This window comes from Paenarthrobacter sp. NPDC089675, from assembly GCF_044749185.1.
GTDB lineage: Bacteria > Actinomycetota > Actinomycetes > Actinomycetales > Micrococcaceae > Arthrobacter.
Genome location: NZ_JBIVHM010000009.1, coordinates 63332 through 87684, shown reverse-complemented (window position 1 = coordinate 87684; position 24353 = coordinate 63332). Strand labels below are relative to the sequence as shown.

The 24353-nt window shown below is 64.3% G+C and carries 23 protein-coding genes and 1 riboswitch; of the genes, 10 read left to right on the top strand and 13 right to left on the bottom strand.

Annotation, left to right across the window (positions count from 1 at the left end; genetic code table 11):
- The first annotated feature begins 189 nt into the window (after nucleotides 1–189).
- Nucleotides 190–1389 (top strand): glutamate--cysteine ligase, encoded by a 1200-nt coding sequence (locus ACIPY2_RS17835; protein WP_400267732.1) that lies wholly within the window; start codon nucleotides 190–192, stop codon nucleotides 1387–1389.
- 11 nt (nucleotides 1390–1400) lie between these two features.
- On the opposite strand, the gene ACIPY2_RS17830 is transcribed toward ACIPY2_RS17835, so the two are convergent.
- From ACIPY2_RS17830 to ACIPY2_RS17820, 3 genes are read right to left on the bottom strand one after another with little or no spacing between them, the layout of a single operon-like run.
- Nucleotides 1401–2609 carry an O-succinylhomoserine sulfhydrylase gene (locus tag ACIPY2_RS17830; protein ID WP_400267731.1) on the bottom strand — a complete coding sequence of 403 codons (1209 nt, stop codon included), beginning with the start codon at nucleotides 2607–2609 and terminating at the stop codon, nucleotides 1401–1403.
- Nucleotides 2610–2611: 2 nt separating this feature from the next.
- Complete coding sequence (locus ACIPY2_RS17825; protein ID WP_400267730.1) at nucleotides 2612–3022, bottom strand: rhodanese-like domain-containing protein; 411 nt, start codon at nucleotides 3020–3022, stop codon at nucleotides 2612–2614.
- Nucleotides 3019–3285: a DUF1737 domain-containing protein gene (locus tag ACIPY2_RS17820; RefSeq protein WP_400267729.1), complete on the bottom strand. Its 267-nt coding sequence runs from the start codon at nucleotides 3283–3285 to the stop codon at nucleotides 3019–3021. The genes ACIPY2_RS17825 and ACIPY2_RS17820 overlap by 4 nt, the downstream gene beginning before the upstream one ends.
- A 13-nt stretch (nucleotides 3286–3298) precedes the next feature.
- A riboswitch (SAM riboswitch) is annotated at nucleotides 3299–3412 on the bottom strand.
- Nucleotides 3413–3587: 175 nt separating this feature from the next.
- On the opposite strand from ACIPY2_RS17820, the gene ACIPY2_RS17815 reads away from it, so the two are divergent.
- The 4 genes from ACIPY2_RS17815 (at nucleotide 3588) to ACIPY2_RS17800 (ending at nucleotide 8122) form a co-directional block, all read left to right on the top strand.
- Nucleotides 3588–4916 (top strand): NtaA/DmoA family FMN-dependent monooxygenase, encoded by a 1329-nt coding sequence (locus tag ACIPY2_RS17815; protein WP_400267728.1) that lies wholly within the window; start codon nucleotides 3588–3590, stop codon nucleotides 4914–4916.
- Nucleotides 4917–4918: 2 nt separating this feature from the next.
- Nucleotides 4919–6481 (top strand): aromatic amino acid ammonia-lyase, encoded by a 1563-nt coding sequence (locus tag ACIPY2_RS17810; RefSeq protein WP_400267727.1) that lies wholly within the window; start codon nucleotides 4919–4921, stop codon nucleotides 6479–6481.
- Nucleotides 6475–7539, top strand: a complete 1065-nt coding sequence (locus tag ACIPY2_RS17805) for a PLP-dependent cysteine synthase family protein (protein ID WP_400267726.1) — start codon at nucleotides 6475–6477, stop codon at nucleotides 7537–7539. Before ACIPY2_RS17810 ends, ACIPY2_RS17805 begins: the two co-directional genes overlap by 7 nt.
- A 100-nt stretch (nucleotides 7540–7639) precedes the next feature.
- A complete protein-coding gene (locus ACIPY2_RS17800) occupies nucleotides 7640–8122 on the top strand; it encodes a carboxymuconolactone decarboxylase family protein (RefSeq protein WP_400267725.1) in 483 nt (160 codons plus the stop codon).
- A 90-nt stretch (nucleotides 8123–8212) separates the two neighbouring features.
- On the opposite strand, the gene ACIPY2_RS17795 is transcribed toward ACIPY2_RS17800, so the two are convergent.
- Nucleotides 8213–9682, bottom strand: coding sequence for an amino acid permease (locus ACIPY2_RS17795; RefSeq protein WP_400267724.1), 1470 nt, complete (start codon nucleotides 9680–9682; stop codon nucleotides 8213–8215).
- A gap of 226 nt (nucleotides 9683–9908) precedes the next feature.
- Complete coding sequence (locus tag ACIPY2_RS17790) at nucleotides 9909–10850, bottom strand: aminodeoxychorismate lyase (RefSeq protein ID WP_400267723.1); 942 nt, start codon at nucleotides 10848–10850, stop codon at nucleotides 9909–9911.
- 84 nt (nucleotides 10851–10934) lie between these two features.
- Here ACIPY2_RS17790 and cls point away from each other — a divergent pair, with 84 nt between their 5' ends.
- Nucleotides 10935–12407 carry a cardiolipin synthase gene (gene cls / locus ACIPY2_RS17785; protein WP_400267722.1) on the top strand — a complete coding sequence of 491 codons (1473 nt, stop codon included), beginning with the start codon at nucleotides 10935–10937 and terminating at the stop codon, nucleotides 12405–12407.
- Nucleotides 12408–12410: 3 nt separating this feature from the next.
- Here cls and ACIPY2_RS17780 read toward each other — a convergent pair whose 3' ends face one another.
- The 3 genes from ACIPY2_RS17780 to ACIPY2_RS17770 all read right to left on the bottom strand — a co-directional run bounded on the left by ACIPY2_RS17780 (nucleotide 12411) and on the right by ACIPY2_RS17770 (nucleotide 15780).
- Nucleotides 12411–14516 (bottom strand): chorismate-binding protein, encoded by a 2106-nt coding sequence (locus tag ACIPY2_RS17780; protein WP_400267721.1) that lies wholly within the window; start codon nucleotides 14514–14516, stop codon nucleotides 12411–12413.
- Nucleotides 14513–15061: a low molecular weight protein-tyrosine-phosphatase gene (locus ACIPY2_RS17775; RefSeq protein ID WP_400267720.1), complete on the bottom strand. Its 549-nt coding sequence runs from the start codon at nucleotides 15059–15061 to the stop codon at nucleotides 14513–14515. Before ACIPY2_RS17775 ends, ACIPY2_RS17780 begins: the two co-directional genes overlap by 4 nt.
- A gap of 110 nt (nucleotides 15062–15171) precedes the next feature.
- On the bottom strand, nucleotides 15172–15780 hold the full coding sequence (locus tag ACIPY2_RS17770; RefSeq protein ID WP_400267719.1) for a TetR/AcrR family transcriptional regulator: 609 nt from the start codon (nucleotides 15778–15780) through the stop codon (nucleotides 15172–15174).
- Nucleotides 15781–15879: 99 nt separating this feature from the next.
- Here ACIPY2_RS17770 and ACIPY2_RS17765 point away from each other — a divergent pair, with 99 nt between their 5' ends.
- Nucleotides 15880–16203, top strand: coding sequence for a hypothetical protein (locus ACIPY2_RS17765; RefSeq protein WP_400267718.1), 324 nt, complete (start codon nucleotides 15880–15882; stop codon nucleotides 16201–16203).
- Nucleotides 16204–16280: 77 nt separating this feature from the next.
- On the opposite strand, the gene ACIPY2_RS17760 is transcribed toward ACIPY2_RS17765, so the two are convergent.
- From ACIPY2_RS17760 to ACIPY2_RS17750, 3 genes are read right to left on the bottom strand one after another with little or no spacing between them, the layout of a single operon-like run.
- Nucleotides 16281–17222, bottom strand: coding sequence for a ribokinase (locus ACIPY2_RS17760; RefSeq protein ID WP_400267717.1), 942 nt, complete (start codon nucleotides 17220–17222; stop codon nucleotides 16281–16283).
- On the bottom strand, nucleotides 17219–18661 hold the full coding sequence (locus tag ACIPY2_RS17755; RefSeq protein ID WP_400267716.1) for an MFS transporter: 1443 nt from the start codon (nucleotides 18659–18661) through the stop codon (nucleotides 17219–17221). The genes ACIPY2_RS17760 and ACIPY2_RS17755 overlap by 4 nt, the downstream gene beginning before the upstream one ends.
- Complete coding sequence (locus ACIPY2_RS17750) at nucleotides 18661–19701, bottom strand: nucleoside hydrolase (protein ID WP_400267715.1); 1041 nt, start codon at nucleotides 19699–19701, stop codon at nucleotides 18661–18663. The genes ACIPY2_RS17755 and ACIPY2_RS17750 overlap by 1 nt, the downstream gene beginning before the upstream one ends.
- Before the next feature lie 240 nt (nucleotides 19702–19941).
- Between ACIPY2_RS17750 and ACIPY2_RS17745 the strand changes: the two genes are divergently transcribed.
- A complete protein-coding gene (locus ACIPY2_RS17745; RefSeq protein ID WP_400267816.1) occupies nucleotides 19942–20925 on the top strand; it encodes a LacI family DNA-binding transcriptional regulator in 984 nt (327 codons plus the stop codon).
- 6 nt (nucleotides 20926–20931) lie between these two features.
- On the opposite strand, the gene ACIPY2_RS17740 is transcribed toward ACIPY2_RS17745, so the two are convergent.
- Nucleotides 20932–21558 (bottom strand): LysE family transporter, encoded by a 627-nt coding sequence (locus tag ACIPY2_RS17740; protein ID WP_400267714.1) that lies wholly within the window; start codon nucleotides 21556–21558, stop codon nucleotides 20932–20934.
- A 184-nt stretch (nucleotides 21559–21742) separates the two neighbouring features.
- Here ACIPY2_RS17740 and ACIPY2_RS17735 point away from each other — a divergent pair, with 184 nt between their 5' ends.
- Both ACIPY2_RS17735 and ACIPY2_RS17730 read left to right on the top strand, forming a co-directional pair.
- A complete protein-coding gene (locus tag ACIPY2_RS17735; RefSeq protein ID WP_400267713.1) occupies nucleotides 21743–22834 on the top strand; it encodes a DNA polymerase IV in 1092 nt (363 codons plus the stop codon).
- Between the two features lie 78 nt (nucleotides 22835–22912).
- Entirely contained in the window at nucleotides 22913–23395 is a 483-nt protein-coding gene (locus ACIPY2_RS17730; protein ID WP_400267712.1) for a hypothetical protein, read from the top strand.
- Here ACIPY2_RS17730 and ACIPY2_RS17725 read toward each other — a convergent pair.
- Nucleotides 23353–24333, bottom strand: a complete 981-nt coding sequence (locus ACIPY2_RS17725) for an aldo/keto reductase (protein ID WP_400267711.1) — start codon at nucleotides 24331–24333, stop codon at nucleotides 23353–23355. The genes ACIPY2_RS17730 and ACIPY2_RS17725 overlap by 43 nt on opposite strands.
- Between the last annotated feature and the right edge of the window lie 20 nt (nucleotides 24334–24353).

Sequence of the window (24353 nt, the reverse complement as noted above, 5' to 3'; positions counted from 1 at the left end):
CAGTCAGCCCGATTCCTTGGCAACCCGGGCCCTGCAGGGAACCGTATGTGTATAACGGGTCTGAATCTTGCCGGATCATTCTGCGTTGGCCTCTTGCTGGGCCCGCCAATCGTGGGTTCGTCTGGGCTCGGGTCCGAATGATCCGGCAAATTTCCGCCGCGGCCAGGACTGAGCGGGGCAGAATGGAGCATGCGCACATTTGGGGTAGAGGAAGAGCTGCTCATCGTCGATCCTGTGACGGGCCAGCCCCTGGCCCTCGCGGATGCGTTGCTCAACGGTTCTGATCGCGGGACGGGTGCGGCCGGCAACACCGGCTTGAGCCACGAACTCAAACTCGAGCAGATCGAAACCCAGACGCGACCCTCCCACGGTTACGCCGAGCTGCTTCACCAGATCCGGCGGGGCCGCGCAATGGCCGACGACGCCGCCCGCAAACACGGCGCCCGGATTGCCGCGCTGGCGACGTCGCCCTTGGCTTCTCCCACACACACCACCCCGGATCCGCGCTACGCCGAGATGCTGGAGCGCTTCGGGCTCACCGCCCACGAGCAGCTGACCTGCGGCTTCCACGTGCACACTTCGGTGGAATCGCCGGAGGAGGGCGTGGTGGTGCTGGACCACATCCGGGACAAGCTCGCAGTCCTGACTGCCATCAGCGCCAACTCCCCTTACTGGCGCGGGCAGCCCACAGGATTCGACAGCTACCGCACCCAGGCCTGGAACCGTTGGCCCACGTCCGGCCCGTCTGCGGTGTTCGGTTCGCTGACGTCCTATCGGCGCATGGTGAGCCGGCTCCTGGACACAGGGGTGCTCCTGGATGAGGGCATGATCTATTTCGATGCCCGGATTTCCCGCGCGCACCCCACGGTGGAAGTGCGCGTTGCCGATGTTTGCCTGCGCTCTGAGGACGCCGCATTGATTGCGGTTTTGGTTCGGGCGTTGGTGGAAACGGCCACGCGGGAAATGTTCGACGGCGTGGAACCCTCCTCAGTGCCCACGGCGCTGCTTCGCATGGCGAGTTTCCAGGCCAGCAACATGGGCCTGCGGGGGGATCTCCTGGACTTCGGCGACTTCCGTCCGCAGCCTGCCGCCACCGTGGTGTGGGCGCTGGTGGATTACCTGAGCCCGGTATTGGACGAGCAGGATGAGCTTGGACTCGTCAAGACCGGCGTCGCGGACATCCTTGAGCGGGGCAACGGGGCATCCGAGCAACGCGAGGCGGCCAGTCGCTTCAACGTCACCACCGGGGGTGCTGAAGGAAGCCCGCCCGCGCCTGAGGCGTTGGCGGCCGTGGTGGGACATGCCGTGCAGGTGACCACACGGGGAGCCTCAAACGACGCTGTGAAGGACCCCGACCCGGTACTGTCCAGGGTCCGGCGCGGCGCCTGAGGCTGCCGGGATCAAACCTGCTTGAGGGCCTTTTCCAGGTCCAGGATGAGGTCGTCCACGTCCTCCAGGCCCACGGACAAGCGGACAACGCCATCCGAGAGCCCGATCGCCGCACGTCCCTCCGGGCCCATGGCCCTGTGGGTGGTGGTGGCCGGGTGGGTGATGAGGGACTTTGAGTCGCCCAGGTTGTTGGAGATGTCGATGACCCTCAGGCCGTCGAGCAGTGCGAACGCTGCTTCCTTGGCGCTGCGGCCGCCGGAGGGAGAGAGCTCGAACGTCAACACGGTGCCGCCGGCCTTCATTTGCTTGGTGGCCAGCTCGTACTGCGGGTGCGATTTCAACAAGGGGTACTTGACCCAGCTGATGGCGGGCTGCTGCTCGAGCCATTCGGCGATCTTCAGCGCCGACGCCGAGCTGTGGTTCACGCGCAGCCCGATGGTCTCCAGGCCCTTGGTGAGGACCCAGGCGTTGAAGGATGAGAGCGAAGGGCCGGTGTGCCGCATGAGCTGCTTGACCGGGCCGTCGATGTATTCCTTGGTGCCCAGGATCGCCCCGCCCATGACGCGTCCCTGGCCGTCAATGTGCTTGGTACCTGAATAGACAATGACGTCGGCGCCGAGGTCGCCGCAGCGCTGAAGCAGCGGGGTGGCGAAGACATTGTCGACGACGACGGTCGCCCCGGCGGCGTGCGCGAGTTCGCTGACGGCCGCGATGTCCACGATTTCCTGCATCGGGTTGGACGGCGACTCAAAGAACACTGCAGTGGTCGGTTGGGAGAGCGCCTCGCGCCACTGATCAAGGTCCGGCCCGTCCACGAAGACGGTCTCCACGCCCCAGCGCGGCAGGATCTCGTTGAGGATCACAAAGCAGGAGCCGAACAGGGAACGCGCCGCAACCACGCGGTCGCCGGCAGCCAGCAGGGCACCCAAGGCGGTGAAGACCGCAGACATGCCCGACGCCGTCGCAAAGCATGCCTCGGTTCCTTCGAGCAGGCGGAGCCGCTCCTGGAAGGTGGCGACGGACGGGTTGCCGTAGCGGGAGTAGACGAAGCGCTCGTCTTCGCCGGTAAACGCACGCTCTGCTGCTGCGGCGGATTCGTAGACGAAGCCGGAGTTCAGGAACACAGGCTCGGCTGTTTCCTGGAAGTTGGTACGGTCAAGGCCACCGCGAACGGCCTGGGTATCAGGGCTCCAGCCGGCGGCGTCAGGATTGAAAGTCACTTTTAGTCGTTCCCCAAGTTGGTAGGCAGGCCGCGGTTCTTCCATCCGTTGACGGTTCGTTCGCCGTAACGGTCGGGTTCACCCTCGAAGCCTTCAAGTACGTTGTAGGCCGTGAAGCCGGCCTGGGTTGCGGCCGTGGCGGCGGCAACGGAGCGCTGGCCGGAGCGGCAGATGAACACAAGCTCTACGCCGTCACCTTCGGGAGCCTGCTGCTGGAGGTCTTCGATGAACCGGGAGTTCGGGATGCCGCCTGCGAGGTTCCACTGGATAAACAGGGGATCGTTCTCGGTGGCTTTGGTGTCCGGGATTCCGATGTGGGCCCATTCGCCCTCGGTCCGGACGTCCACCAGGATGGCGCCTTGTTCAAGTTTGGCCCACGCGTCCTGCGGGGTCAGGTCACCGGCGTAGCTCATGCGTGCCCCTCGAATGCTTCCTCGTCCTCGTAGTTCTCGAGCTTGTCAACGGCGCTCGCCACGGCGGCATCCGCATCGGCAACAGCGGCCGGCAGGATGACGGCCTGGGCAACGATGACGGTGGTGCCATTGAAGGTGGCGGCCGGGCTGCCGTGGAGGACGTACCCCTCGGCCAGGGCGTTGCTGATTCGTTCGCAGAATTCGCGGGTGTCCGGGCCTGTGATCAGGCGGTAGGACAGCTTTTCTTCAGTGGGTTCAGGCATTCGTGGTGCTCCTCAGTCACGCTTGCAGTTCGATGTGTCGAATACGCCGAGTAGTCACCTGAGGCACCCCGCCGCGGGAGAGGGTTGCCGACCAGCAAGTCAGGGCTTAACGCTGGTGCTCATTACTCAAGAAAAAAGTAACATCCACAGCCGTGGCGCCGCATTTGGTGACATTGCCGCCGTCGTCATGTTGCGTAACCGGTGCCTCCGGGAACCCCTTGGAACGGGGCCCAAATGTGACGCCGCGGGAGCATAATTGACGCAGTACGACCCCCTGTAACTTCGCATGAAATCAGGTCGCGGTGAACGGACAAGGCAGTTCTACACTCAAGCCCATGCTTCATTTTGGTTGGTTCGTGGGCCACGGATTCGGTGTCCAGGGCTGGGGAACTCCCGGATACGGACTCGGCTACGACTGGAAGAAACCCGCGCTGTACCAGGAGGCTGTCAGGGCATTCGAGCGATCCGGGCTGGACCTGTTCATCATCGAGGATTCCCTGACCGTCCCCGATACCTACGGTGGTACGGCCGAGGTTTCCCTGGCCCATGCCTCCTTTGCGCCCAAGCACGATCCCCTCGCGTTGGTCCCGTACCTGCTTTCTGCCACGGAACACCTGGGCATCGTCCCGACCGTCAGCGCCTCTTTCTACCCGCCCTTCACGGCGGCCCGCCTCCTTGCTACGCTGCAGCACTTCTCCGAGGGGCAGCTCGGCTGGAACGTCGTCACCTCGGGCAGCGACCTCGCCGCGCAGAACTACGGGCTGGACCAGCAGATCGAGCACGACCTCCGGTATGAGAAAGCGGAGGAGTTCGTCGACGTCGTCAGGCGCCTTTGGCGGAGCTGGGAACCCGGCGCTGTTCTTGAGGATGTGGAGGGCGGCAGGTTTGCCGACCACACCAAGGTTCATCCCATCAACCATGAGGGCGATTTCTTCAAGGTCCGCGGGCCTCTGAACACGGCTCCCTTGCCCGAGGAGCCGGTCCTGGTGCAGGCAGGTGCCTCGCCCAGGGGGAAGGCGTTTGCGGGTGGGCATGCCGACGTCGCGATTGCCCTGGCCCGCGGTGCGGACGGGATGAAGGCGTACCGCGATTCCATCCGCGCCGAGGCAGCGAAAGCCGGCAGGAACCCCGACGACGTCAAGGTGCTTTTCGTTCTCAAGCCCACCGTTGTGGGCTCTCCGACGGAAGCGGAGGAACTGCGCGCCCAGCGCCGTGAGCTCACCCAGCGCGACATCGACAGCCAGCTCAACTCGATCTCATACCTGTCCGTGATCGACTTCAAGCAATTCGACCTGGACGCCCCGCTCCCGGAACTGAGCACCAACAGCAACCAGGGCACTTTGGAGCACTTCGCCAAGGCAGCCCCTCCTGGTTCCACGCTGCGGCAGATCCTGCAGGCCCGCAGCGGCGGAGCCGGGGACTCGATCATCGGCACGGCAGGCGAAATCGCGGATTACCTCGAAGAGACCGGAGCGGCTGTGGGCGGGGACGGCTTCCTCTTCTCCGGCTTCGTGGACCCCGTCACCGTGCACGGCGTGCTGGACAAACTCACTCCCGAACTGCGCCGCCGCGGCCTGTTGAGGAAGAGTTACGGCAACGGGGGCTTCCGGCAGAACCTCCTGGACTTCTGACCATGGCGTCCGACCCCAAGGAACTGGTGATCGGGACGGCGCCGGTGGCGGTGAGCCGGCTCGCCGCTGCCGCCCTGGACGAGTCGTTTCACGTGAAACTCAACCATGATGCGTTGACTTTGATCGAGCGGTCCCGGGAAGTGGTGGAGCGCACTGCGGCTTCAGGAGAGCGGGTGTACGGCCTCAATACGCTCCTTGGCTCGGGCCGGGACACCTTCGTGGAAGACAAATCGATCCTGGACTACCAAGTGCAGGTGGTTCGGTACCACAACAGCGGCGTGGGCGACTATCTGGATCCAGCCACCGTACGGGCAATAATCCTTGCGCGACTGGTGGGTTTCAGCCGAGGCGGCTCCGGCGTACGTCCGGAAACCGCGCGCTGCTACGCCGAACTCGTGAACCGCGGCGTCCGCCCTGCCATTCCGGCCGAAGGCTCGGTGGGTTCCTCCGACCTCACCCAGCTTGCCGCCGTCGCAGCCGTTGCCATCGGGGAGGGAGAAGCCTTCGACGCGGAAGGCGCGCTGGTTCCCGGAGCCAAGGCGCTCGCCGACGCCGGCCTGCAACCGCTGACCCTCGCCGCCGGAGAAGCGCTCGCCCTCGTCAGCGCGAACGCGTACTCAGTTGGAGCCGGAGCGCTCACCTTCGTGCGCCTGCGGCACTTGGCCAGGCTTGCCGACGTCGCGCTCGCTTTGTCGTTGGAGACCATCGCAAGGTACGACGACGGCGGAAACCTCAGTCCCTTTTCGGCCGCCATCCAGGCGGCCAAGGCAGTGGACGGGCAGCGGGAGTCCGCCGACGCTGTCAGGCGGCTGTTGAGTGGCGGGTGGTTGGAGGACGTTCGCCCCGAAGTGTCGGTGCAGGATTCTTTGTCCTTCCGGGCAGCGCCGCAGGCACACGGGGCTTTCCGGTACCTGGTATCGCAACTGGGAGCTGCGCTCGAGGTGGAACTGAACGGACGGGGCGACAACCCGCTGGTGGACTTGGACTCCGGACAAATGGTGTCGGGCGGGAACTTCCAAGCGATGCAGGTGGCCCTCTCCTTTGAAAGCCTGCGATTGGCCCTGGCACACGTGGGGATCTCCAGCGAACGCCGCATCGCCAAGCTTTATCCGCCGCAGAGGTCCATCCGGGCGAAACACCTTGCGGCGGCGGCCGCAGGCTCAGGCCTGGCACAGGAGGAACTGCCCGGCCTGCTCTGGTACTCGGCCGCCGGCTTGCTGGCCGAACTGAAATTCCTGGCCGCCCCCGCGACGCTGGGCGCGCCCACCCTGTCAGCCGATGTGGAGGACCACTCCACGCTGGCGCCGCTGGCGCTGCAACAGCTTGAAAAGTCCTTGGACGCTGCGGAAAAGCTGCTGACCATCGAGGCGTTGACGGCTTCCTTCCTGCTGCTGGAAGCGGGAGCTGCGCAGCCGCTGGGAAGGGGGACCGGCGTCGTTGTCGGGAGGCTCGCCGACCTGCTGGCGGACCGGCCGCCGGCTCCCCAACTGGTGGAACGCGCGAGGTTTGCGCTGCGGGACGTCGTTGAAGCGGCCGGGCTTGGGGAAGGTGGGAGCGAATGGTGAGCGCAGCAGCGCGCAGGCACGGAATGCATGCCGCAGCGGAGGTTCCGGACGGGCTGGATGTCTCGGTGTTGGACAAGGTTGGAAACACGCCCCTGGTGAAGTTGGAGCATCTTGGGCGTGGCCTGGGCAGCAGCATCCACATCAAGCTCGAATCCGAGAATCCAGGCGGCTCCATCAAGGACCGGACAGCGCTGAGCATGGTCCGGGCCGCGGAGCGTTCGGGAGAGCTGCAACCCGGAGCCACCATTGTGGAGAGCACGTCCGGCAATACGGGAATCGGCTTGGCGCTGATCGGCCGACTCACCGGGCACCCTGTGGTTGTTGTAACCGGGGATACGATCTCCCAGGAAAAGCTCGCAGCACTGCACAGCTATGGGGCGCGGGTGATCCTGACCGACTGGAACGCGCCATCGGAGTCGCCCGAGAATGCACGTGCCGTTGCTGCCCGCATCACTGCCGAAACCCCTGGCGCCTGGCGTCCAATGCAGTTCGACAACCCGGCGAACCCCCTTGCGCATTACCAGGCAACCGGCCCGGAAATCTGGGAGCAGACCGGCGGGCTGGTAACCCACTTCGTGGCGGGTGTCGGCACCGGCGGAACCATCAGCGGGAACGGCCGGTACCTGAAGGAGCGGGTGGCGGAGGAACGCCCCGGTGGCCATCTTGAAGTGGTGGGCGCCGACCCGTACGGCTCCGCCTACAGCGGGGGCCACCCCGGCGAGATTCTGGTGGACGGTGTGGGCAACTCGTGGCCGCAGGCGGAATGGCCCAAGATCTTCGACCGCTCCATCGTGGACCGCTTCCTCCGCATCCCCAACGACGAGGTCTACACCGTGGTCCATCGGCTGCTTGACGAGGAAGGCCTCTCTTTGGGACCTTCCTCCGGGCTGACGGTCGCAGCGGCCTTGCGCGTAGCCCGGGCGGCGCCGCACGGTTCGGTGGTGGTGGCCATTGCCCCCGACGCCGGCACCAACTACCTGAGCAAAGCCTTCAACCCGAAGTGGCTGGCCGAGAACCACATCCGCCTCGCCGCCGACGTCCCGGCCTCCCGCGAGTGATCCTCTCTCACGTCCCGCGTGGTTTGGGGTGATCTTCTCTCACGTCCCGCAGGGATTGGGGTGATCCTCTCTCACGTCCCGCGTGCATTAGGCTCCAAATATGCCCCAACAGGAAACAACGCCCCGCCTCGCCGGCTATCTGGACAAGCAGCAGCCCGATCTTTACGCAACGCTGACCCACTACTCCCAGCAGTTGGTGGATGAAGCGGACCGCCTCGGCATTCCGCGCAGGACCTTGGAACTCATCAACTACCTGTGCTCTCAGATCAATGGCTGCGCGTTCTGCCTGGACCTCCACCATCGCCGAGCCTTGAAGTACGGCGAGACCGAACAACGATTGTCCCTGGTGGCTGTGTACAGGGAAGTGCGGTTGTTCGAGGCGCCGGAAGTTGTGGCAATGAAGATCGCCGAGCAGATCACCCGCATGAGCAACTCCAGGCCCAGCGCGGAACTCTTCGCCGAAGCCCGGCAGCACTACTCGGACGAACAGATCAGCGTGATCTGCATGGCGGCAATCGGGATCAATGCCTTCAATCGCCTGTCCATCCTGAGCGAGCACCCGGTGAGGCAGGCCAAGCAGTAGCTGACGCACTCGCGTGCCGGCCGGAACACCAAATCAGCCCCTGGGTAACCAACAAGGTTGCCCAGGGGGCTGATTGACAGCGGGAACAGGTCAGGAGCTTACGGAGGCCTCATCCGTAACCACCGGAGCGAGCTTCCGCCGTCTTCCGTATTTGAAGTAGAAGAAGCCGTAGCAGGCTCCGACGAAGGGAACGCCGAACAGTAGCGCCGCTACCTGGTTGGGGTCGAACGCGATGCCCACGAGCGAGACCACGCACAGGGCAAACGCCAGGATCGGCACCAGCGGGAACAACGGTGCGCGGTAGGGGAGCGACGAGAGGTCCCCGCCGTTGCGCACGAACGTCCGCCGGTACACATAGTGCGAGGCCACAATGGACATCCACACACCTACGGTGGCAAAACCGGCGATGGATACCAGCACCAGGTAGACCGTCGCCGGCGCCACGATGCTGCTGATCAGCGACGCGAGGCCACCAAGCATGCTTACGCAGAGCGCCACGAGGGGGATGCCCCGCTTGGTGAGCTTGCGGAAAGCCTTGGGCGCGTGTCCCTCGTCCGCGAGGGAGAAAAGCATGCGCGCGCAGGAAAACAGGCCACAGTTTCCGGCCGAAAGCAGGGCGGTGATGATCACGAAGTTCATGATGTCCGCAGCAAACGGGATGCCAAGCATGGAGAAGACCGTGACGAACGGGCTTTCATCCACGCTGACTTTCTCGTACGGGATGGTGGCGGCGATGACGATGATTGCTCCGACGAAGAAGATCATCAGCCGGATCACCGTGGTGCGCATGGCTTTGGGGATGTTCTTGCCGGGATCGGCTGTTTCGCCCGCGGCAACGCCGATCAGCTCCGAGCCGGAGAACGCGTAGAACACGGCGAGGCAGGTCACGAAGACGCCTGTGAAACCGTTGGGGAACAGGCCCTGCGGGGTGGAAAAATTCTCGGTCAGCGAGGGGTAGCTCCCCGCCGCGAGCGGGTGGAAGCCCAGCAGGGCGGCGCCGCCCAGGATGATCAGGACGACGACGGCGGCGACCTTGACCAGCGCGAACCAGAACTCCGATTCACCAAAGACGCGCGATGAAATGGCATTCAGCGTGAACAGCACGGTGGCGAAGACGAAGCACCAGATCCAGACATCGACGCCCGGGAACCAGCGTTGCATGAGCAGTCCGGCCGCTGTGAATTCCGAACCCAAAGCCACGGCCCAGCAGAGCCAGTAGAGCCAGGCCGTGGCGAAGCCGGTAGCCGGTCCGATGGTCCTGGCGGCGTAGATGTGGAAAGCGCCGGACACGGGAAACGCAACGGCGAGTTCCCCGAGGCAGGCCATGACCAGGTAGACCACGACGGCGCCGATGAGGAACGCGATGACCGCGCCCAAGGGCCCCGCTGTGGCGATGGTGTATCCCGAGCTGACGAAGAGGCCTGAGCCGATGACGCCGCCCATGGCAATCATCACCAGGTGCCGGGCCCCCATGGACCGGCGGAGTCCTGCGCTCGAGGCTGCGTCTGCCGACACCTCGGTTGCCGATGCTTCGGCATGTGTGGGGGAGCTGAGTCCCATATTCCCTCCGGGAAAGTTAGCCAGCAAAAGTCAAAAGGGTTGTGCCCGCTGGAGTGATCCAACTAACACGAGAACAAGGTTCACCACACGGAGGGGAACCATTTCAAGGAGGATAAGGAACCCATGCCGACGCACAGCAAAGCTGAGCCTGAGGCTAAGAGTTCCTTATCAAAGCGTCATGCCAGCAATTACTTTGCTTGCTGCCTGCTAAGTTCCTTGCGGGGAGCTACTCGATTCCCGCGAACAGTTCGTTCAACTCGGCCGTCAACTGCTTTCGCACATCCGGCGAGCCGATCTCCTTGCCATTGATGTGGTTTACGGGTGCGATCAACCGAATGCTCGAAATCAGCCACACGGCATCGGCATCGAAGAGATCCTGGGGTTCCAGCGGTCCGTAGCCCAGCTCCCACCCGGCCGCCTTCGCCGCAGCGAAAAGCGCGCCCTGCGAAGTACCGGGGAGGATGCCGCTGTCCAGTTGGGGAGTGATCAGGCGACGCACCGTACGGACGGAACCCTCGCCGTCGTCGATGGTTTCCAAGTGGGCCAGCAGCACAGTGGACGTGGGCCCCTCAAGGACGCGGCCGTCCGTGGACGTGAAGATGGCGTCGTCGGCGCCTTGCTTGTGCGCGTAGCGCAGCGCCGCCATGTTCACGGCGTAGGAAAGCGTTTTGGCGCCAAGCAACAGCCACGGCGCGCGCTCGCCGGCTTCGGTGTCGAAGCCGCGGTCAAGAAGCACGACGTCGATACCCGTCTCCCGCTGCCGGCGGCTGCCCGCCGGTGAGGGCGAAGCCTGGACCCAGCACGTGGGGCTGGAAGCGCCCTCCACACCACGGGTGACGAGGAGCTTGACCACTACCTCGTCTTCCTCCGGCGTCGGTGCGGGATGGGTTGAACGGAATTCGCTGATCGCGGTGTCGATGGCCCTGCGCCAGGCGTCCTGCTCCGGAACCACGAGGTCCAGTGCCGCGGCCGAGGTGCCCAAACGGTTCAAGTGGGCCTGCACTTTGCGCGGGCGTCCCTGGACCGCGAGCAGTGACTCGAAGACCCCGTCGCCGCGCGTTGCCCCCAGGTCAGTCGCCATGAGCTGGGGCTGGCTGGAATCGGCGATCCGGCCGTTTTCGAAGGCCGGGTCAAGGAAAACGAGCACTGTCGGGGCAGGAGAAGTCATGGTCCAAGCTTAGTGGCGCCATCCTGCCCGGGCGGGCGGATAGGCTGTGGTCACCGATAGTTCCGGACCGTGGGGGTTTGTCGAGTGCTTTTTCCGTTTCCGCTTGGACCAGAGTGGACGTGGCTCCTGGGTGCCTGGGTAGTCGCAGAAATCATCATGCGCATCGTGCTGCTGGGCATCATTCCCGGTAATCGGCGCCCTACCACCGCCATGGCCTGGCTCTTGGCGGTCTTCCTGGTCCCTTCGGTGGGTTTTGTCCTGTTCCTGCTTTTCGGCAACTTCAGGTTGTCCAAGCGCCGCAGGCAGCAGCAGGAGGCAGTGAACCGGCGGGTTCGTTCCGTCACATCCGAGCTTGCCGACCCGGCCAGCCAGTACGCGGGTCCGGAATGGGTGAGTTCTGCCGCGGAGCTCAACCACAGGCTCGGCTCGCTGCCAATGGTCGATGGCAACAAGGTGGAGTTGATTCCCGGCTACGAAGAGTCCATCAAGGCCATGGCCGAAGCGATCAGGGGCGCGCGCCGGTACGTCAATGCAGAGTTCTACATCATGAGCAGCGACTTCATGACGGACGAACTGCTGACTGAGCTTGAGAAGGCCACAGAGCGTGGTGTTACCGTGCGGCTGCTGTTCGACCACATCGGAACGCTCCGCATCAAGGGCTACCGCCGGCTGGTACGCAGGCTCAAGGCAAGCAAAATCCAGTGGAAGCCCATGCTGCCGTTGCTGCCCATCCATGGACAGTGGCGTAGGCCGGACCTGCGGAACCACCGCAAGATCCTTGTCATCGACGGCGTCCTTGCCTTCACTGGTTCCCAGAACCTGATCGAGCCTTCCTACAACAACCCCAAGCATCGCAAGGTAGGCCGCAAGTGGGTGGAGCTCATGGCCCGGCTTGAAGGGCCGATCGTGCCCACGCTGAATGTGGTGTTTGCCACGGACTGGCTGAGCGAGACCGACGAATCCCTCGAAGACCAGCTACGGCTGCCGACGGAGCCGAACCCCGGGCACGTCACGGCACAGGTGGTCCCGAGCGGTCCAGGGTTCTCCACGGAAAACAACCTTCGCCTGTTCAACACGCTGATCTACTCGGCACAGCACAGGATCTCCATCTGCAGCCCCTACTTCGTGCCCGACGACTCGCTGCTTTACGCCATCACCACTGCCGCGCAGCGCGGGGTTGATGTTGAGCTCTTCGTCTCCGAGAAGGGCGATCAGTTCCTGGTCCACCACGCCCAGCGTTCCTACTACGAGGCCCTCTTGGAAGCGGGCGTCCGGATCTACTTGTACCGGGCGCCATACGTCCTCCATGCCAAGCACTTCACGATCGACGATGAAGTTGCAGTGCTTGGTTCCAGCAACATGGACATGCGCTCCTTCTCCTTGAACATGGAGGTTTCGGTGATGCTGCTTGGTGCCGAAACCGTGAACCTCATGCGGGCCGTGGAGGCCACGTACCGGGAGGTGTCCCGTGAGCTTACGCTCGAGGATTGGGTGCAGAGGCCCCCGCTGGCCAAGTATGTGGATAACGTGGCCCGGCTGACGGCGACGCTCCAGTAGGTCCTAGGAAGGGAATTCGGCGCCCAGCGTTGAGAGCACGCCGTAGGCTTTGGTCCTGATCTCCTCGTACTCGTCGTCCGGCGTCGAATCCGCGGTGATGGCCCCGCCAACTCCCAGGCTCAGCGTTCGGCCGCCACCGCCGTCGGGATTCACCACCAAAGTCCGGATCACGACCGCGAGGTCCGTGGCGGCGTTCATCGAGAAGTAGCCCACGGCGCCTGAGTAGATTCCCCGCGGCCCCGATTCCAGGCGGTCGAGGATCTCCATGGTGCTGATTTTCGGGGCGCCGGTCATGGACCCGGCAGGAAACGCGGCGGCTACGGCTTCCGCCCGCGGAGCGCCCGGACGCAGTTGGGCGTCGATGGTACTGACCATCTGATGGACCGTGGCATAGCTCTCGATCGCACATAGCCGGCTGACCGTTACAGAGCCCGGAACAGCGAAGTGGCTGAGGTCATTGCGGAGCAGGTCCACGATCATGATGTTCTCGGCCCGGTCCTTGCGGGAGGACTCAAGGTCATGCCGCAGGCGGATGTCCTCGGCATCATCGGCGGACCGGCGGCGGGTGCCCTTGATCGGCTCGGCCCGCATGCCGCCATCGGAGAGGATCCGCAGGAAGCGCTCCGGCGAGGTGCTCGCAACGGCCAGGTCGCCGAACTTCAGGTAGCTGGCAAACGGGGCCGGGTTCCGGCGGCGCAAAGCGAGATAGGCCGGCCAGGCATCGAGGTCCCCAGCGGGCGCTTCCAAGGTGGTGGTGAGGCAGATTTCGTACGAATTGCCCTCGCCGATCTGGTGTTGCGCTTCGGCGATCTTGCGTTTGTAGTCGGTGGCGGAGTCCCGGCAGGTGAAGTCAGGCCCGGAACCCACGACGGCGGCCGGGCCGCCCGGCGTTGTGGGAACGCCGACTGCGCGTCGACCGCGGCCCGGGTGGACCGTGGCCGGGTGGACCCCTCCGCCGTGACCTGCCGAGGCAGTCTCGACAGCTGAGCGGGCCTCACTGAACCATTCGTCGGCGTCGGGCGCGTCCAAGGTGAGCAGCCATACCGAGTGTTCATGGTGGTCAAGCACCACAGCCCGCCCGGCGAAAAGGAGGGCGGCGTCGGGGGTGTCCGAATGGACGTCGTTGCCACCGGATTCACGCTTCAGCTCATAGCCCAGGTATCCCAGCCAGCCAAGGGTGAATTGGCCGTCGTAGCCTTCGGGAGCGCGGACCGCCCGGCGGCCCCACACGGTATCGAGCCAGCGGAAGAACGGCCCGGACGTCCGCACGGTCGCGGAGCCGGCTGTGACCAAAGTAGACCCGGACTGGTGCTGTACCGACTGGCCGAAGGTTCCGCCGTCGTCGGCCATGATGCTGAACCGGCTGCGTGCAGCAGCCTGGCTGCCCCCGGTGACGGCCGTGGCGGCGTTTGAGGAGTCCAGCCACACGGCGTTGCGCGAGGATCCGTAGAGTCCGTGGAAGAGGGCCTCGGCATCGGGCACTGCCTCGAGCTTTTCGGAGCGGAGCTGCAGCCCGCGCCGGGCGCTCAACTCGGGGGAAAGCACAGCGGAAAGGGGAGCCAGGTACGTCATGGCCTGCAGGACGTCTCCGGGCGCGCTGCCGTTGGCCGGGTTCAGGACATGGATGTCCGCCGCATCGGCCACGTTGTCCGCGGCAAGCCACGCGTCTTCCTGTTCCGCCCAGGTGTCCCAGTAGGGCTCGTAGGTGCTTCCGTCGCGGTCCAAAGCCCGGCGTCGACGGTCCTCGCCGGACGCTTCAACCCAGACGACGGCGTCCACCATGGGTCGGGCGGCCTCGGCGGCTGCACCCACGCCTTCTAGAATGACAATCTCCGCGGGAAGTGTGACCTTGGTGCTTCCGTCGTAGTGGTTTTCCCAGTCCCAGCTGATCCATTCGGCGGCTTTGCCACTGCTCAGCGGGGTCAGGACCGTATCCACATAGCGCTCGATGCCGGTTGCCAGGCCATTCCAGCCCGGGTAGATGTCCTCGAGGTGGAAGAGCGAGACTTTGTGGTGTTCCCGCAGCCGAGCGGCCAATTCGACGGCGAGCGTTGTCTTGCCTGCGCCGGACCGCCCGTCGACAGCAATGATCACGGGTGCAGGGGTCATGACATAGAGGTTACCTGCTGGGGCTCGCTTCCTTGGTTGGCCAGTGCTTCCTTGACATGGCGGACGATTCCCGGGATGGCGCCCTTGATGAGGTTCCAGGTGTTGTCAAAATCGGTGTGGCCGCCGTACCACGGATCCTCTATACCCAGATCGAGGGAACTGCGTCCGGCCATGAGGGGGTCGAAGCTGCGGAGCATCCGGACCTTCGCCAGCGATTCCTGGTCCGGGGCGCCCTCCTGGAGCCAGCCGAAGTGGTCGACGTCGAGCGCCAGGATCAGCTCGCGCTCGTTGAACCATTCACGGCGCCACTCACGGGCAACGTGGTTCTCGGAAGCGATGTGCTGTGCCGTCAAAATCCGCGCGGCACGGGGGTCTATCGGGTGCCCCAGCTCGTACCCCGTGGTTCCAGCGGAGTCCACCTGAACCAGGTCGCCGAGCCCCTCCGCCTCGAAGGCTTCGGTCAGCATGAGCGCCGCCATGGGGGAGCGGCAGATGTTTCCTGTGCAGACCGTAATGATGCGGTATGGGCTCGTCTTTGAGTACATGGTGCAAGCATGATTCATCGCACCCCCGCTTGGCTAGGGGGTTAGTCCACACGGCAGTCATTTTCGCTGTCGAATCTGTCACATGGGGTGACAAACCAAGGCTTTTGGGTTTAGGAAACGGGTGCGTGGTCCGCTGCTTCGGTGGCCAGCGCTGCCGCAGCCAAGTAGACGGTTCGTACGACGGCGGCGCGTCGCCTCTCTGCACGGCCGGGGTCATCGCCGGCCATGAGTCCATCCAGTGCGGGGAGGACAGGAGCTGAATCGCAGAGGCTCACGATGGTGATGAGGAGATCTCCGGCATCCTCCCGGGAGACGCCGGGAAGCGCGGCGATGGTGCTGTTGACCTTGGAAGCGCAGTTGGCCATGCGTTTGGGGAGCCCCACCACTTCCGTGCCGCGCTCCAGGCCTTCCCAGAAGAGAAGGCGTGGAGCGGTGGCGTCCTTCCGGTGGTGGTCGAACAGCCTGCCCGCGTAGTCGGCCATGGCTTCGGGACCTGTACCTTCGATGGGTACCTCGTCCATGAGGGTGCTCAGTGCGGCCACGATGACGGCGTCGAACAGGGCGTTCTTGTTGCCGAAGTACTGGTAGATCCGTTCCTTGTTGACGCCGGCTTCCGAGGCGATCCGATCGATACGCGCTCCGGCCAAGCCGCGGGCGCAGAACTCCGATGTTGCTGCCTCGAGCAGCAGCGCTTTGGTCCGTTCCGTGTCCCATGCCATAGGGTCACATTACCAGTTTCCAACTAAGTAGTTGTAATTGCTCCAGTGGGCGGTTATGGTGATTCCAAGCCAATTGCAACTATCTGGTTGGAGAATCTGATGACAGTCCCTGCCGCTACCCCCCAAACCGACGCCGTCGCGCCCGACGCAACGGCCGCCGTCGTTCGTCCCCAGGGGCCGTCCTTGCACATGCGGGCACTTATCACGTGGATCGCCATCTTCCCGTTGGTTTCCGTCGGCATGCTGTTGCTCGGCCCGATCATGGAACCCTGGCACCCCGTTCTGCGCGCCCTGGTGTTGACCGCGTTCGTGGTGCCCACCGCTGTGTACTTGGTGGTGCCCCGCCTCATGGCCGGACATGGCGCCCTGAGCCGCAGGGCGATCGAGCGCTCAGCCCAACGCGCCGCCCGCAAGTCCGCTTAACCCAAGCAGGTCGCAGATCAGGCTGTTCTGAGAGCTCAGGAAGGCCTGATCTGCGACCCGGTTGGGTACGGGAGGGGTCAGGAGGCCCGGGCGGCTTCCACTTCGCCGAGGGTTGCGTAGGCGGCCTGAGTGCCCTTCTTTGTGGCGGCCAACGCTGCGGCCACTGAAGCGAACGAAGCAGCTTCAACAAGCGAATCACCCGCAGCCAGGCGCGCTGCCACGGCGCCGGTGAATGCATCGCCGGCGCCCGTGGTGTCGACGGCGGACACCCGCGTTGGAGCGATCCGTGCCAGCTGCCCGCCGTCAGCCAAGGAATCCAGCACCACGGACCCCTGCGAACCGAGCGTCACGAGCACCCGCGGCAAACCACGGTCGGCGAATTGGCGGCGCACCGGCTCCCAAGCCTCCGCTTCGGCGTCTGCGTCGGGGATGGAAGCCTCCGAGCCAAGGAAAAGGGCGGCCTCGTGCGCGTTGACCAGCAACACGTCGCTCAAGCCTGCCAACAACTCGGGAACCTCCGCGTACGGCGAGAGGTTCAGCAGGACTGTTGCCCCGGCGTCGTGCCCTGCCTGTGCGGCGGCCACCACGGTATCGATACCCACCTCCAAGCAGAGGCAGACGACGGCGGCATCACGGAAGGCGGCGAAGTCGACGTCGGCAGGGGCCAGTGTGCCGTTGGCGCCTGCGGAGATGATGATGCTGTTCTCTCCGTTGGCATCTACGGAAATGACAGCTACTCCGGTTGCAACGTCTGAGCGTCGCACGCGGGAAACATCAACGCCGGCATTGGCAGTGGACTCGAGGAGCATGGTCCCGTTGGGGTCATCGCCCACTGCGCCGATCAGGGTCACGTTGCCGCCAAGCTTGCTGGCCGCAACGGCCTGGTTGGCGCTCTTGCCACCCGGGTTCACGGCGAAGCCATTGCCATGCACGGTCTCGCCGGGCTGGGGAAGCCGCTCGGTGTAGATGGTCAGGTCGGCGTTCAGCGAGCCAACGACGACGATTCCGGATTTCCTCACGCAGCCACCTCTTGGTCTTCGTGTACCTCGGCGTCAACCGGCTTGGGGATCAGCAGCGAGGCCGCGAACGCAGCAAACGTAATGGCAAAACCAACGACGACGACGGTCAGGTAGGAGGCCTTCGCGTCACCGAGCGCCGAGGTAGCCACCAGGACGGCGGGAAGCACGAGGAAGCTCAGGCCCGCACCCAGGTTGAAGGCGCCGGCGTTCATGCCGGGGAGGAAGCCGGGGTTGCCCTTGGGGGAGAGCACCACACCGAGTCCGTTCAGCATGATGTTGACGGTACCGGCGTACATGATGCCCAGCAAGGCAGTCCCAACGATCATCATGGGAAGGCTGTTGAGGCCGAAGAGGGCAATGATCGCCAGGGCCACCAGGCTTCCGATGAGGCCGATGCGGAGCACCTTGGTGTAGCCCAAGACTGGAGCGAGCCGGCCGCTGATCGGTCCGAAGACCCAGCCAAGGAGCGCGTACGGGGTCAGGATCATGAGCGACATTTCCGTGGGCCCAACGCCAAAACCGGGATCGGCGGCCTGGACGAATGCCGGGACAATGCCGTTGATTACCGCGAAGATGCCTGTCATGGTCAGGGTTGTGGTCAGCAGGGGAGCCCACGTTGAGCGCTGGCGCAGGTGGACGGTTTCCACCATCGGCTGCTTGGCGCGTTTCTCGACGGTCCAGAAGGCGGCGAACGCCACCACGGCAACTACGGTGAGGCCGACGGCGAGGGCCAGCGTGCCGCCGTCGAATGCCGACGCGAGCTTGGAGCCTTCGTTCAATGCGGTGAGCAGCGCGCCGACGGCGATGACGATGAAGAATACGCCCAACCAGTCCATGGTGGTGCCTGCGGCCGGCTTGCTTTCGCTGGCCAGGAAGGCGATCAACGCGGTGGCAACGACGGCCAGGGCCACCATCAGCCAGAAGATGCTGCGGAAGCCGAAGTTCTCTGCGAAGTAGCCGCCCACGAAGGAGTCGACGCCGGCCACGCCACCATTGACGGCGGTGATGAGGCCCATGAGCGCGCCGTACTTGCGCGGGTTGCTCACGGCAGAGCGGAGCATGATGAGGCAGAGGGGAACGGTAGGACCGCTGACGCCCTGGATGATGCGGCCCACGAACAGCCAAGTGACGTCCGGCGCCAAAGCGGCGATGACCGAACCGACCGCCATGAGGACCATCATGCCGAGGAGGATCTTCTTGCGGCCTGCGATGTCGCTGAGGCGGGGAAGGAACAGGGAGAACAGCGCTGCGGCGGTGAAGAACCAGGTCTGCGAGAGGCCGATGGTGGCCTGGTCTGTCTGGAGCTCGTTGCCCATGGTCACCAGGGCCGGGCTGAGCATGGAGGCGTTGAGCTGGAACGCCACGCAGGCTGCCAGCAGGGCGACCATGAGGGCTGTGACGTTGCTGCGGGTGGACTTGCTTTCAGCGAGGGTGGACATTACTTCGCCTCTCCTGCTGCGACGGCCACGACTGCCTCGGTCGCAGCTTCGGCGACCTGCGCGCTCGAGGGAGTGCCGGCGTCGTGCGTTGGCTCGCCGATTCGCTCGATCGCATCGGTGACCAGATCCCAGAACTTCTTGTGGTCCAGGTCAACGGCAACCGAGGTGTGGCAGTCCTCCGGGGCCGGTGCCCGGAAGTCCGCCACCGTCATGCCGAGCGTGAGCTTGCCCTGAAGCTCAATGTCCACGGGAACCTTGCGGGTGGTCATGACCGTGGGGTCGATGACATAGGCAACGGCGCAGGGGTCGTGCACCGGCGGGAAGTCGAAACCCTGAGCATCCTTGTAGGTCTTCTTGAAGAACTCCATGAGCTCCAGGACGAACTTGGCCGGCTTGGTACCAATGGCCGCGATGCGCTCCACAACCTCGTCCGTGGCCAGCGCCTGGTGCGTCAGATCGAGGCCCACCATGACAACCGGCCACTTCTCGTTGAACACGATGTGCGCGGCCTCGGGGTCGATGATGATGTTGAACTCAGCCACCGCACTCCAGTTGCCCACGTGGTAGCCGCCGCCCATGAGGACGACTTCCTTCACACGCTCCACGATGCGCGGCTCCTTGCGGGCGGCCATGGCGATGTTGGTCAGGCCAGCGGTGGGAACCAGGGTGACCGTGCCCGGCTCATGCGCCATGACGGTTTCGATGATGAGATCGACGGCGTGGCGCGGGTCCAGCTCGATGGCGGACTCGGGCTGCTCCGGGCCGTCCATGCCGCTGTCACCGTGGATGCTGGGGGCGGTTTCGATGGTCCGGACCAGGGGGCGATCGCAACCGGCAGCGAACGGAACGCCCGTGATGCCCGCGATCGTGGCGACGGAGAGGGCGTTGCGGGTGACCTTCTCGAGGGTCTGGTTGCCCACTACGGTGGTCACGGCCAGCAGCTCGATGTCCGGGTTGCCGTGAGCCAGCAGCAATGCCACTGCGTCGTCATGGCCGGGGTCGCAATCAAGAATGATCTTTTTGCGGGTGTTCGTTTCCACATTCTCTCCACGTCATTGGGGCCTGTCCGGTTTGGGCTTGTGCGGGCTCCGGCGCCGGACAGGGCGCTAAGCATTCAGGGGAATCATGGCACTCGTTACGGACCTACGTCAAACGCTTAACGTGAAGAGCGTCAAGCGCTTGATGCCATGGGCTGCGTGAGACGGGTGCAACAACGTTAAGATCGATGCATGGATACCCCGGATCACCTCGGCAAACGCGCGCCACGAGTCACGGCGGCCATGGTTGCCGCCCGGGCAGGGGTCTCGACGGCGACTGTCTCCCTGGTTGCGAACGGGAAAACCCAGGGCCGGGTGTCCGAGGACAACATCTCAAGGGTTCGGACCGCCATCGCCGAGCTGGGCTACGTGGTGGACAGCATCGGCAGTTCCTTGGCCCGCGGCGTCAGCTCGATTGTCATTTTGGTGACGCCGGACGTGTCCAACCCCTTCTTTGCCAACGTGATCGCAGGTGTGCGGGAATCCCTGGGCGCGGAGTACCAACTGCTGCTCTCCGTCACGGATGCCGGGGAGTCGCCACAGGCCTCCGACGTGCGCAAACTGCTGGCCCTCCGGCCGGCCGGGCTTCTTGTCGGTGCCCCCAGCGCGGAGTTCCTCCAGGACCTGTCTGCGGCGGGACCGTTGGTCCTGCTCGATGCGCCGGGCCTGGAATCATACGCGCCCTCGGTCAACCTCGACGTCGCCCAAGGAGCCCGGGAGCTTGCCCGGCACCTGGCTTTGGCGGGGCATACCCGGGCCGCCTACGTGGACGGCATCACGGGAACGGCCACGTTCCAACTTCGGCGCGAGGCGTTCCTTGACGAAGCATTTGCCTGCGGGCTTGCTGTTTCTGAGGAGCACATTGTCAGCACATCGATCGACGTCGGTGCTGCCGCGGCTGCCTTTGCCGAAGCGTGGCCTTCGTGGAAAGCGGCAGGCGTGACCGCCGTCGTATGTGGCACGGACACGCACGCTTATGGCGTGCTGCAGGAAGCACGGGTGGAGGGTGTGCGCATCCCTGGTGAGCTGGCGGTGGCCGGGTTCGACGACCTGCCCTACTCCGCAACCAGCAACCCCAGCCTTACCAGTGTTCACCTGCCTGCGACGCCGTTGGGCCGCAAGGCGGGGGAGCAGCTGCGGGGGCTCATGGAAGGCCTGCCGTTGGCCGAACCTCATGTGACGCTGGAGAGTTCGCTCGTTGTACGTGGGTCGACGGTTGCGGGCTGACTGTCCTTAGTGGATGACCGCCAGCAGGACGCCCACCAGCACGAAGAGGCAGCCAAAAATACGATTAAGTATGGTTTGGCCGCGCTGATCATGGGTGAACCGTTGGAAGGAACGGGCTGCCATGGCGAAGAAGAACCACATGACCATGATGTCGATGGCCAGGACCGTTGCCGTCAGCACCACGTATTGCTGGAGCAGGGGCTCGTTCGGTCGGATGAACTGGGGCATGAACGCCAGGAAGAAGACGATCGCCTTGGGGTTCAGCAGGTTGACCCAAATGCCCCGCTGGAACATGGACAGTGCGGGCTCGTTCTTCTTGTCCTCCACCTGTTCTCTGTCCAGGTCAGGCTTGTGCAGGAACTGCCGGATGCCCAAGTACACGAGGTAGGCGGCACCGGCGTAGCGGATGATGTTGAAGATCAGCGGTGAGTTGGACACCAGGACGCCCACGCCCAAGGCGACGATCAGGATGTGAATGATCAAGGCCACCTGTTGGCCGAGGATGCCCCAGATGGAGCGTCGGAACCCCGAGTTGAGCGAGTTGCTCATGGTGAAGATGGCCCCGGCGCCGGGAGTGAAACTGATCAGGGTGCCGGCACCAACCAAGGCCAGCCAGAGGGAAAATTGCACCATCTCAGCTTATGCGGGTGAGGTGGGTGGTCGGGACGCACGCCTTCGTGGCTGTGGTCGCTTTGGGTGCCCGTACCGTCACGACCCACTTTCAGGCCAGTGGCGGCAGAAAGCACCCTGAACGGGTTGATTTCCGACGCCGGAGGGCTGAAAGAAGGTCAGGACGCTACAGCCAAGGCCTCACAGGATGGGGCAGACTGGTCCCGTGAGCGGAATCCCGTGGGTCCTGCACGTCGATCTCGACCAGTTCATCGCTGCGGTCGAGATCCTGCGGCGTCCTGACCTCGCCGGAAAACCCCTCATCGTGGGCGGCCGAGGGGACCCGACGGAACGGGCTGTTGTTTCCACGGCGTCCTACGAGGCCAGGGCTTTCGGCGTTGGCTCGGGGATGCCGTTGCGCATCGCCGCCCGCAAAGTGCCCGAAGCCATCATCCTGCCCGTGGACCAGGAGGCCTATCTCGCGGCGTCGGAAGTCGTGATGCAAACCCTCCGCGAGCAACCCGGCGCCACAGTCCAAGTCCTGGGCTGGGACGAAGCCTTCGTCGGGGTGACGACGGAGGATCCGGAAGCGTACGCAAAGCAGATCCAGCGGGCAGTCCTTGAGAACACCCAACTGCACTGCAGCATCGGGGTCGGTGACAACCTGGTCCGGGCCAAGAATGCGACCGATTTCGGCAAGCCCAAAGGCATCTTCCGCCTGACGGCAGAGAACTGGCTCGAAGTCATGGGTGCTCGGCCCACGAGGGACCTCTGGGGAGTGGGGCCAAAGATCTCCAAGCGGCTCGCGGCCAACGGCATCAACACCGTGGGAGAACTGGCCGCTGTGAACCCGGACGATTTGGTCAGCGAGTTCGGGCCGAAAATGGGTCCTTGGTACGCCCAGCTCGGTCGTGGCGACGGGGCCGCGGAGGTGGACGATACCCCTTGGGTTGCGCGCGCACACGGCCGCGAGACAACGTTCCAGCAGGACCTCACAGAGCCGGGGCAAATACAAGATGCCATCAAGGAACTCGCGGCTCGGGTCCTCGAGGATGTTGCTGCCGAGGGCCGTCCCGTAGTCGGTCTGACTCTCAAGGTCCGCTACAAACCGTTCTTCACCAAGACCTACGCCAGGAAGATCCCGGAGACCTTCGACCGCGACGAAGTCCTCGCCCAGGCCTTGGACCTCACCTCGAAAATGGAGCCCGACCGCCCCATCCGTCTGTTGGGACTCCGCGCCGAAATGGCCATGCCCGACGACGCCCGCAAGGGCCACACGCCCACGCGCAGTGGCTGGTAACGGCGCCGGAAACCTTGAACGCTGAGCCCAGCGGCACTATTCTCGGCATGGGGTTCCCGCCATGTTAATGGAGGGGAAATGCAGAAAACCAGAATGTTCGCGCCGATTCCGGCGTTGGTTGTGGTGCTCTTGGAGGGCTATCTGACCCTGCAATCAGAGGGGATTTCAAAAGGGTTCTTGTTCGACTTCGCCGGCGTCCCGTCCATCCTTGTCCCCCAGCGGTATCCGTGGGAAATTCAGCTGGCCGCTTTGCTGCTTGGATTTGTGGCCGTGGTTGCCTACCGCAAAGTCGCGATTGATGAACGGACAAAGATCGTGGTGTTGGGGACCCTCGTAGCCGCGGCAATTCTGTCCATGCTGTTCTACGGCACTGTCCACAGCACAAGGACCAACCTGTTCGCCATGACATTGATCAACGGCGGCACTTCACCCATGACCCTCGGGTTCATTGCTGCCGTTTCGGCTGACGCGATGCGGGGTAAGGCCGGCGCCGCAAACGTACGACGCCGGCCTGCCGCCTACCAGCGCGGGTGGATCGCTTCGCGGAAGTACCGGTCGTAGATGTCCTTGACCCCGGCTGACACCTCATCCCCGAGGACAACCGACCCCGCTTCGGCGTTCGCCCGTGCCTGCGAAGCCGAACGAGCACCCGGAATGACGGACGTGACGCCGTCCTGTGCGATGACCCAGGCGAGAGCCGCCTGGGAGGTGGTGACGCCGTCGGGAACCAGTTTGCTGAACTCCTGGGCGGCCTTGACGCCGGTGGCGAAGTCCACGCCCGAGAAGGTCTCCCCGACGTCGAATGCTGCGCCGGTCCGGTTGTAGTTCCGGTGGTCGTTCTCAGCAAACGTTGTCTCGGTGGTGTATTTGCCGGACAACAATCCGGAGGCCAGAGGGACCCGGGCGATGATGCCTACGCCGGCTTCCTTCGCGGCAGGCAGGACCTCGTCGAGCGGCTTCAGGCGGAAGGCGTTGAGGATGATCTGCACGGTTGCGGTGTTGCCCCGCTTGATGGCTTCGAGGGCCTCGTCGGTGCGTTCGACGCTGACGCCGTAGTTGCGGATGGCCCCTTCGCTGACCAGGGTGTCCAAAGCGTCGTAGACCTCGGAGTTGCCGTAAACGACAGTGGGCGGGCAGTGCAACTGGACCAGGTCCAAAGTGTCCTGCTGCAGGTTCTGCCTCGAGCGGTCGGTCCAGGCGCGGAAGTTGGCCAGGGTGTAGTTTTCGGGAACCTGGTCCACGCGGCGGCCCATCTTGGTGGCCACGGTGATGTCCAGGTCCGGGTTGTCCTGCAGGAAGCGTCCAATGATCTGTTCGCTGCGGCCATCACCGTAAACATCGGCGGTGTCGAAGAAGTTGACGCCTGCCTCCACGGAAGCTTCGAGGACCGCCAAGGCGTCTTCTTCGCTCACCGCGCCCCAGTCCGCTCCAAGTTGCCACGTGCCCAGGCCGACGGTGGAGACTGAGCGGCCGGTTTTGCCAAGTATGCGCTGTTCCATGGTCTCGACTATAGGTTGTT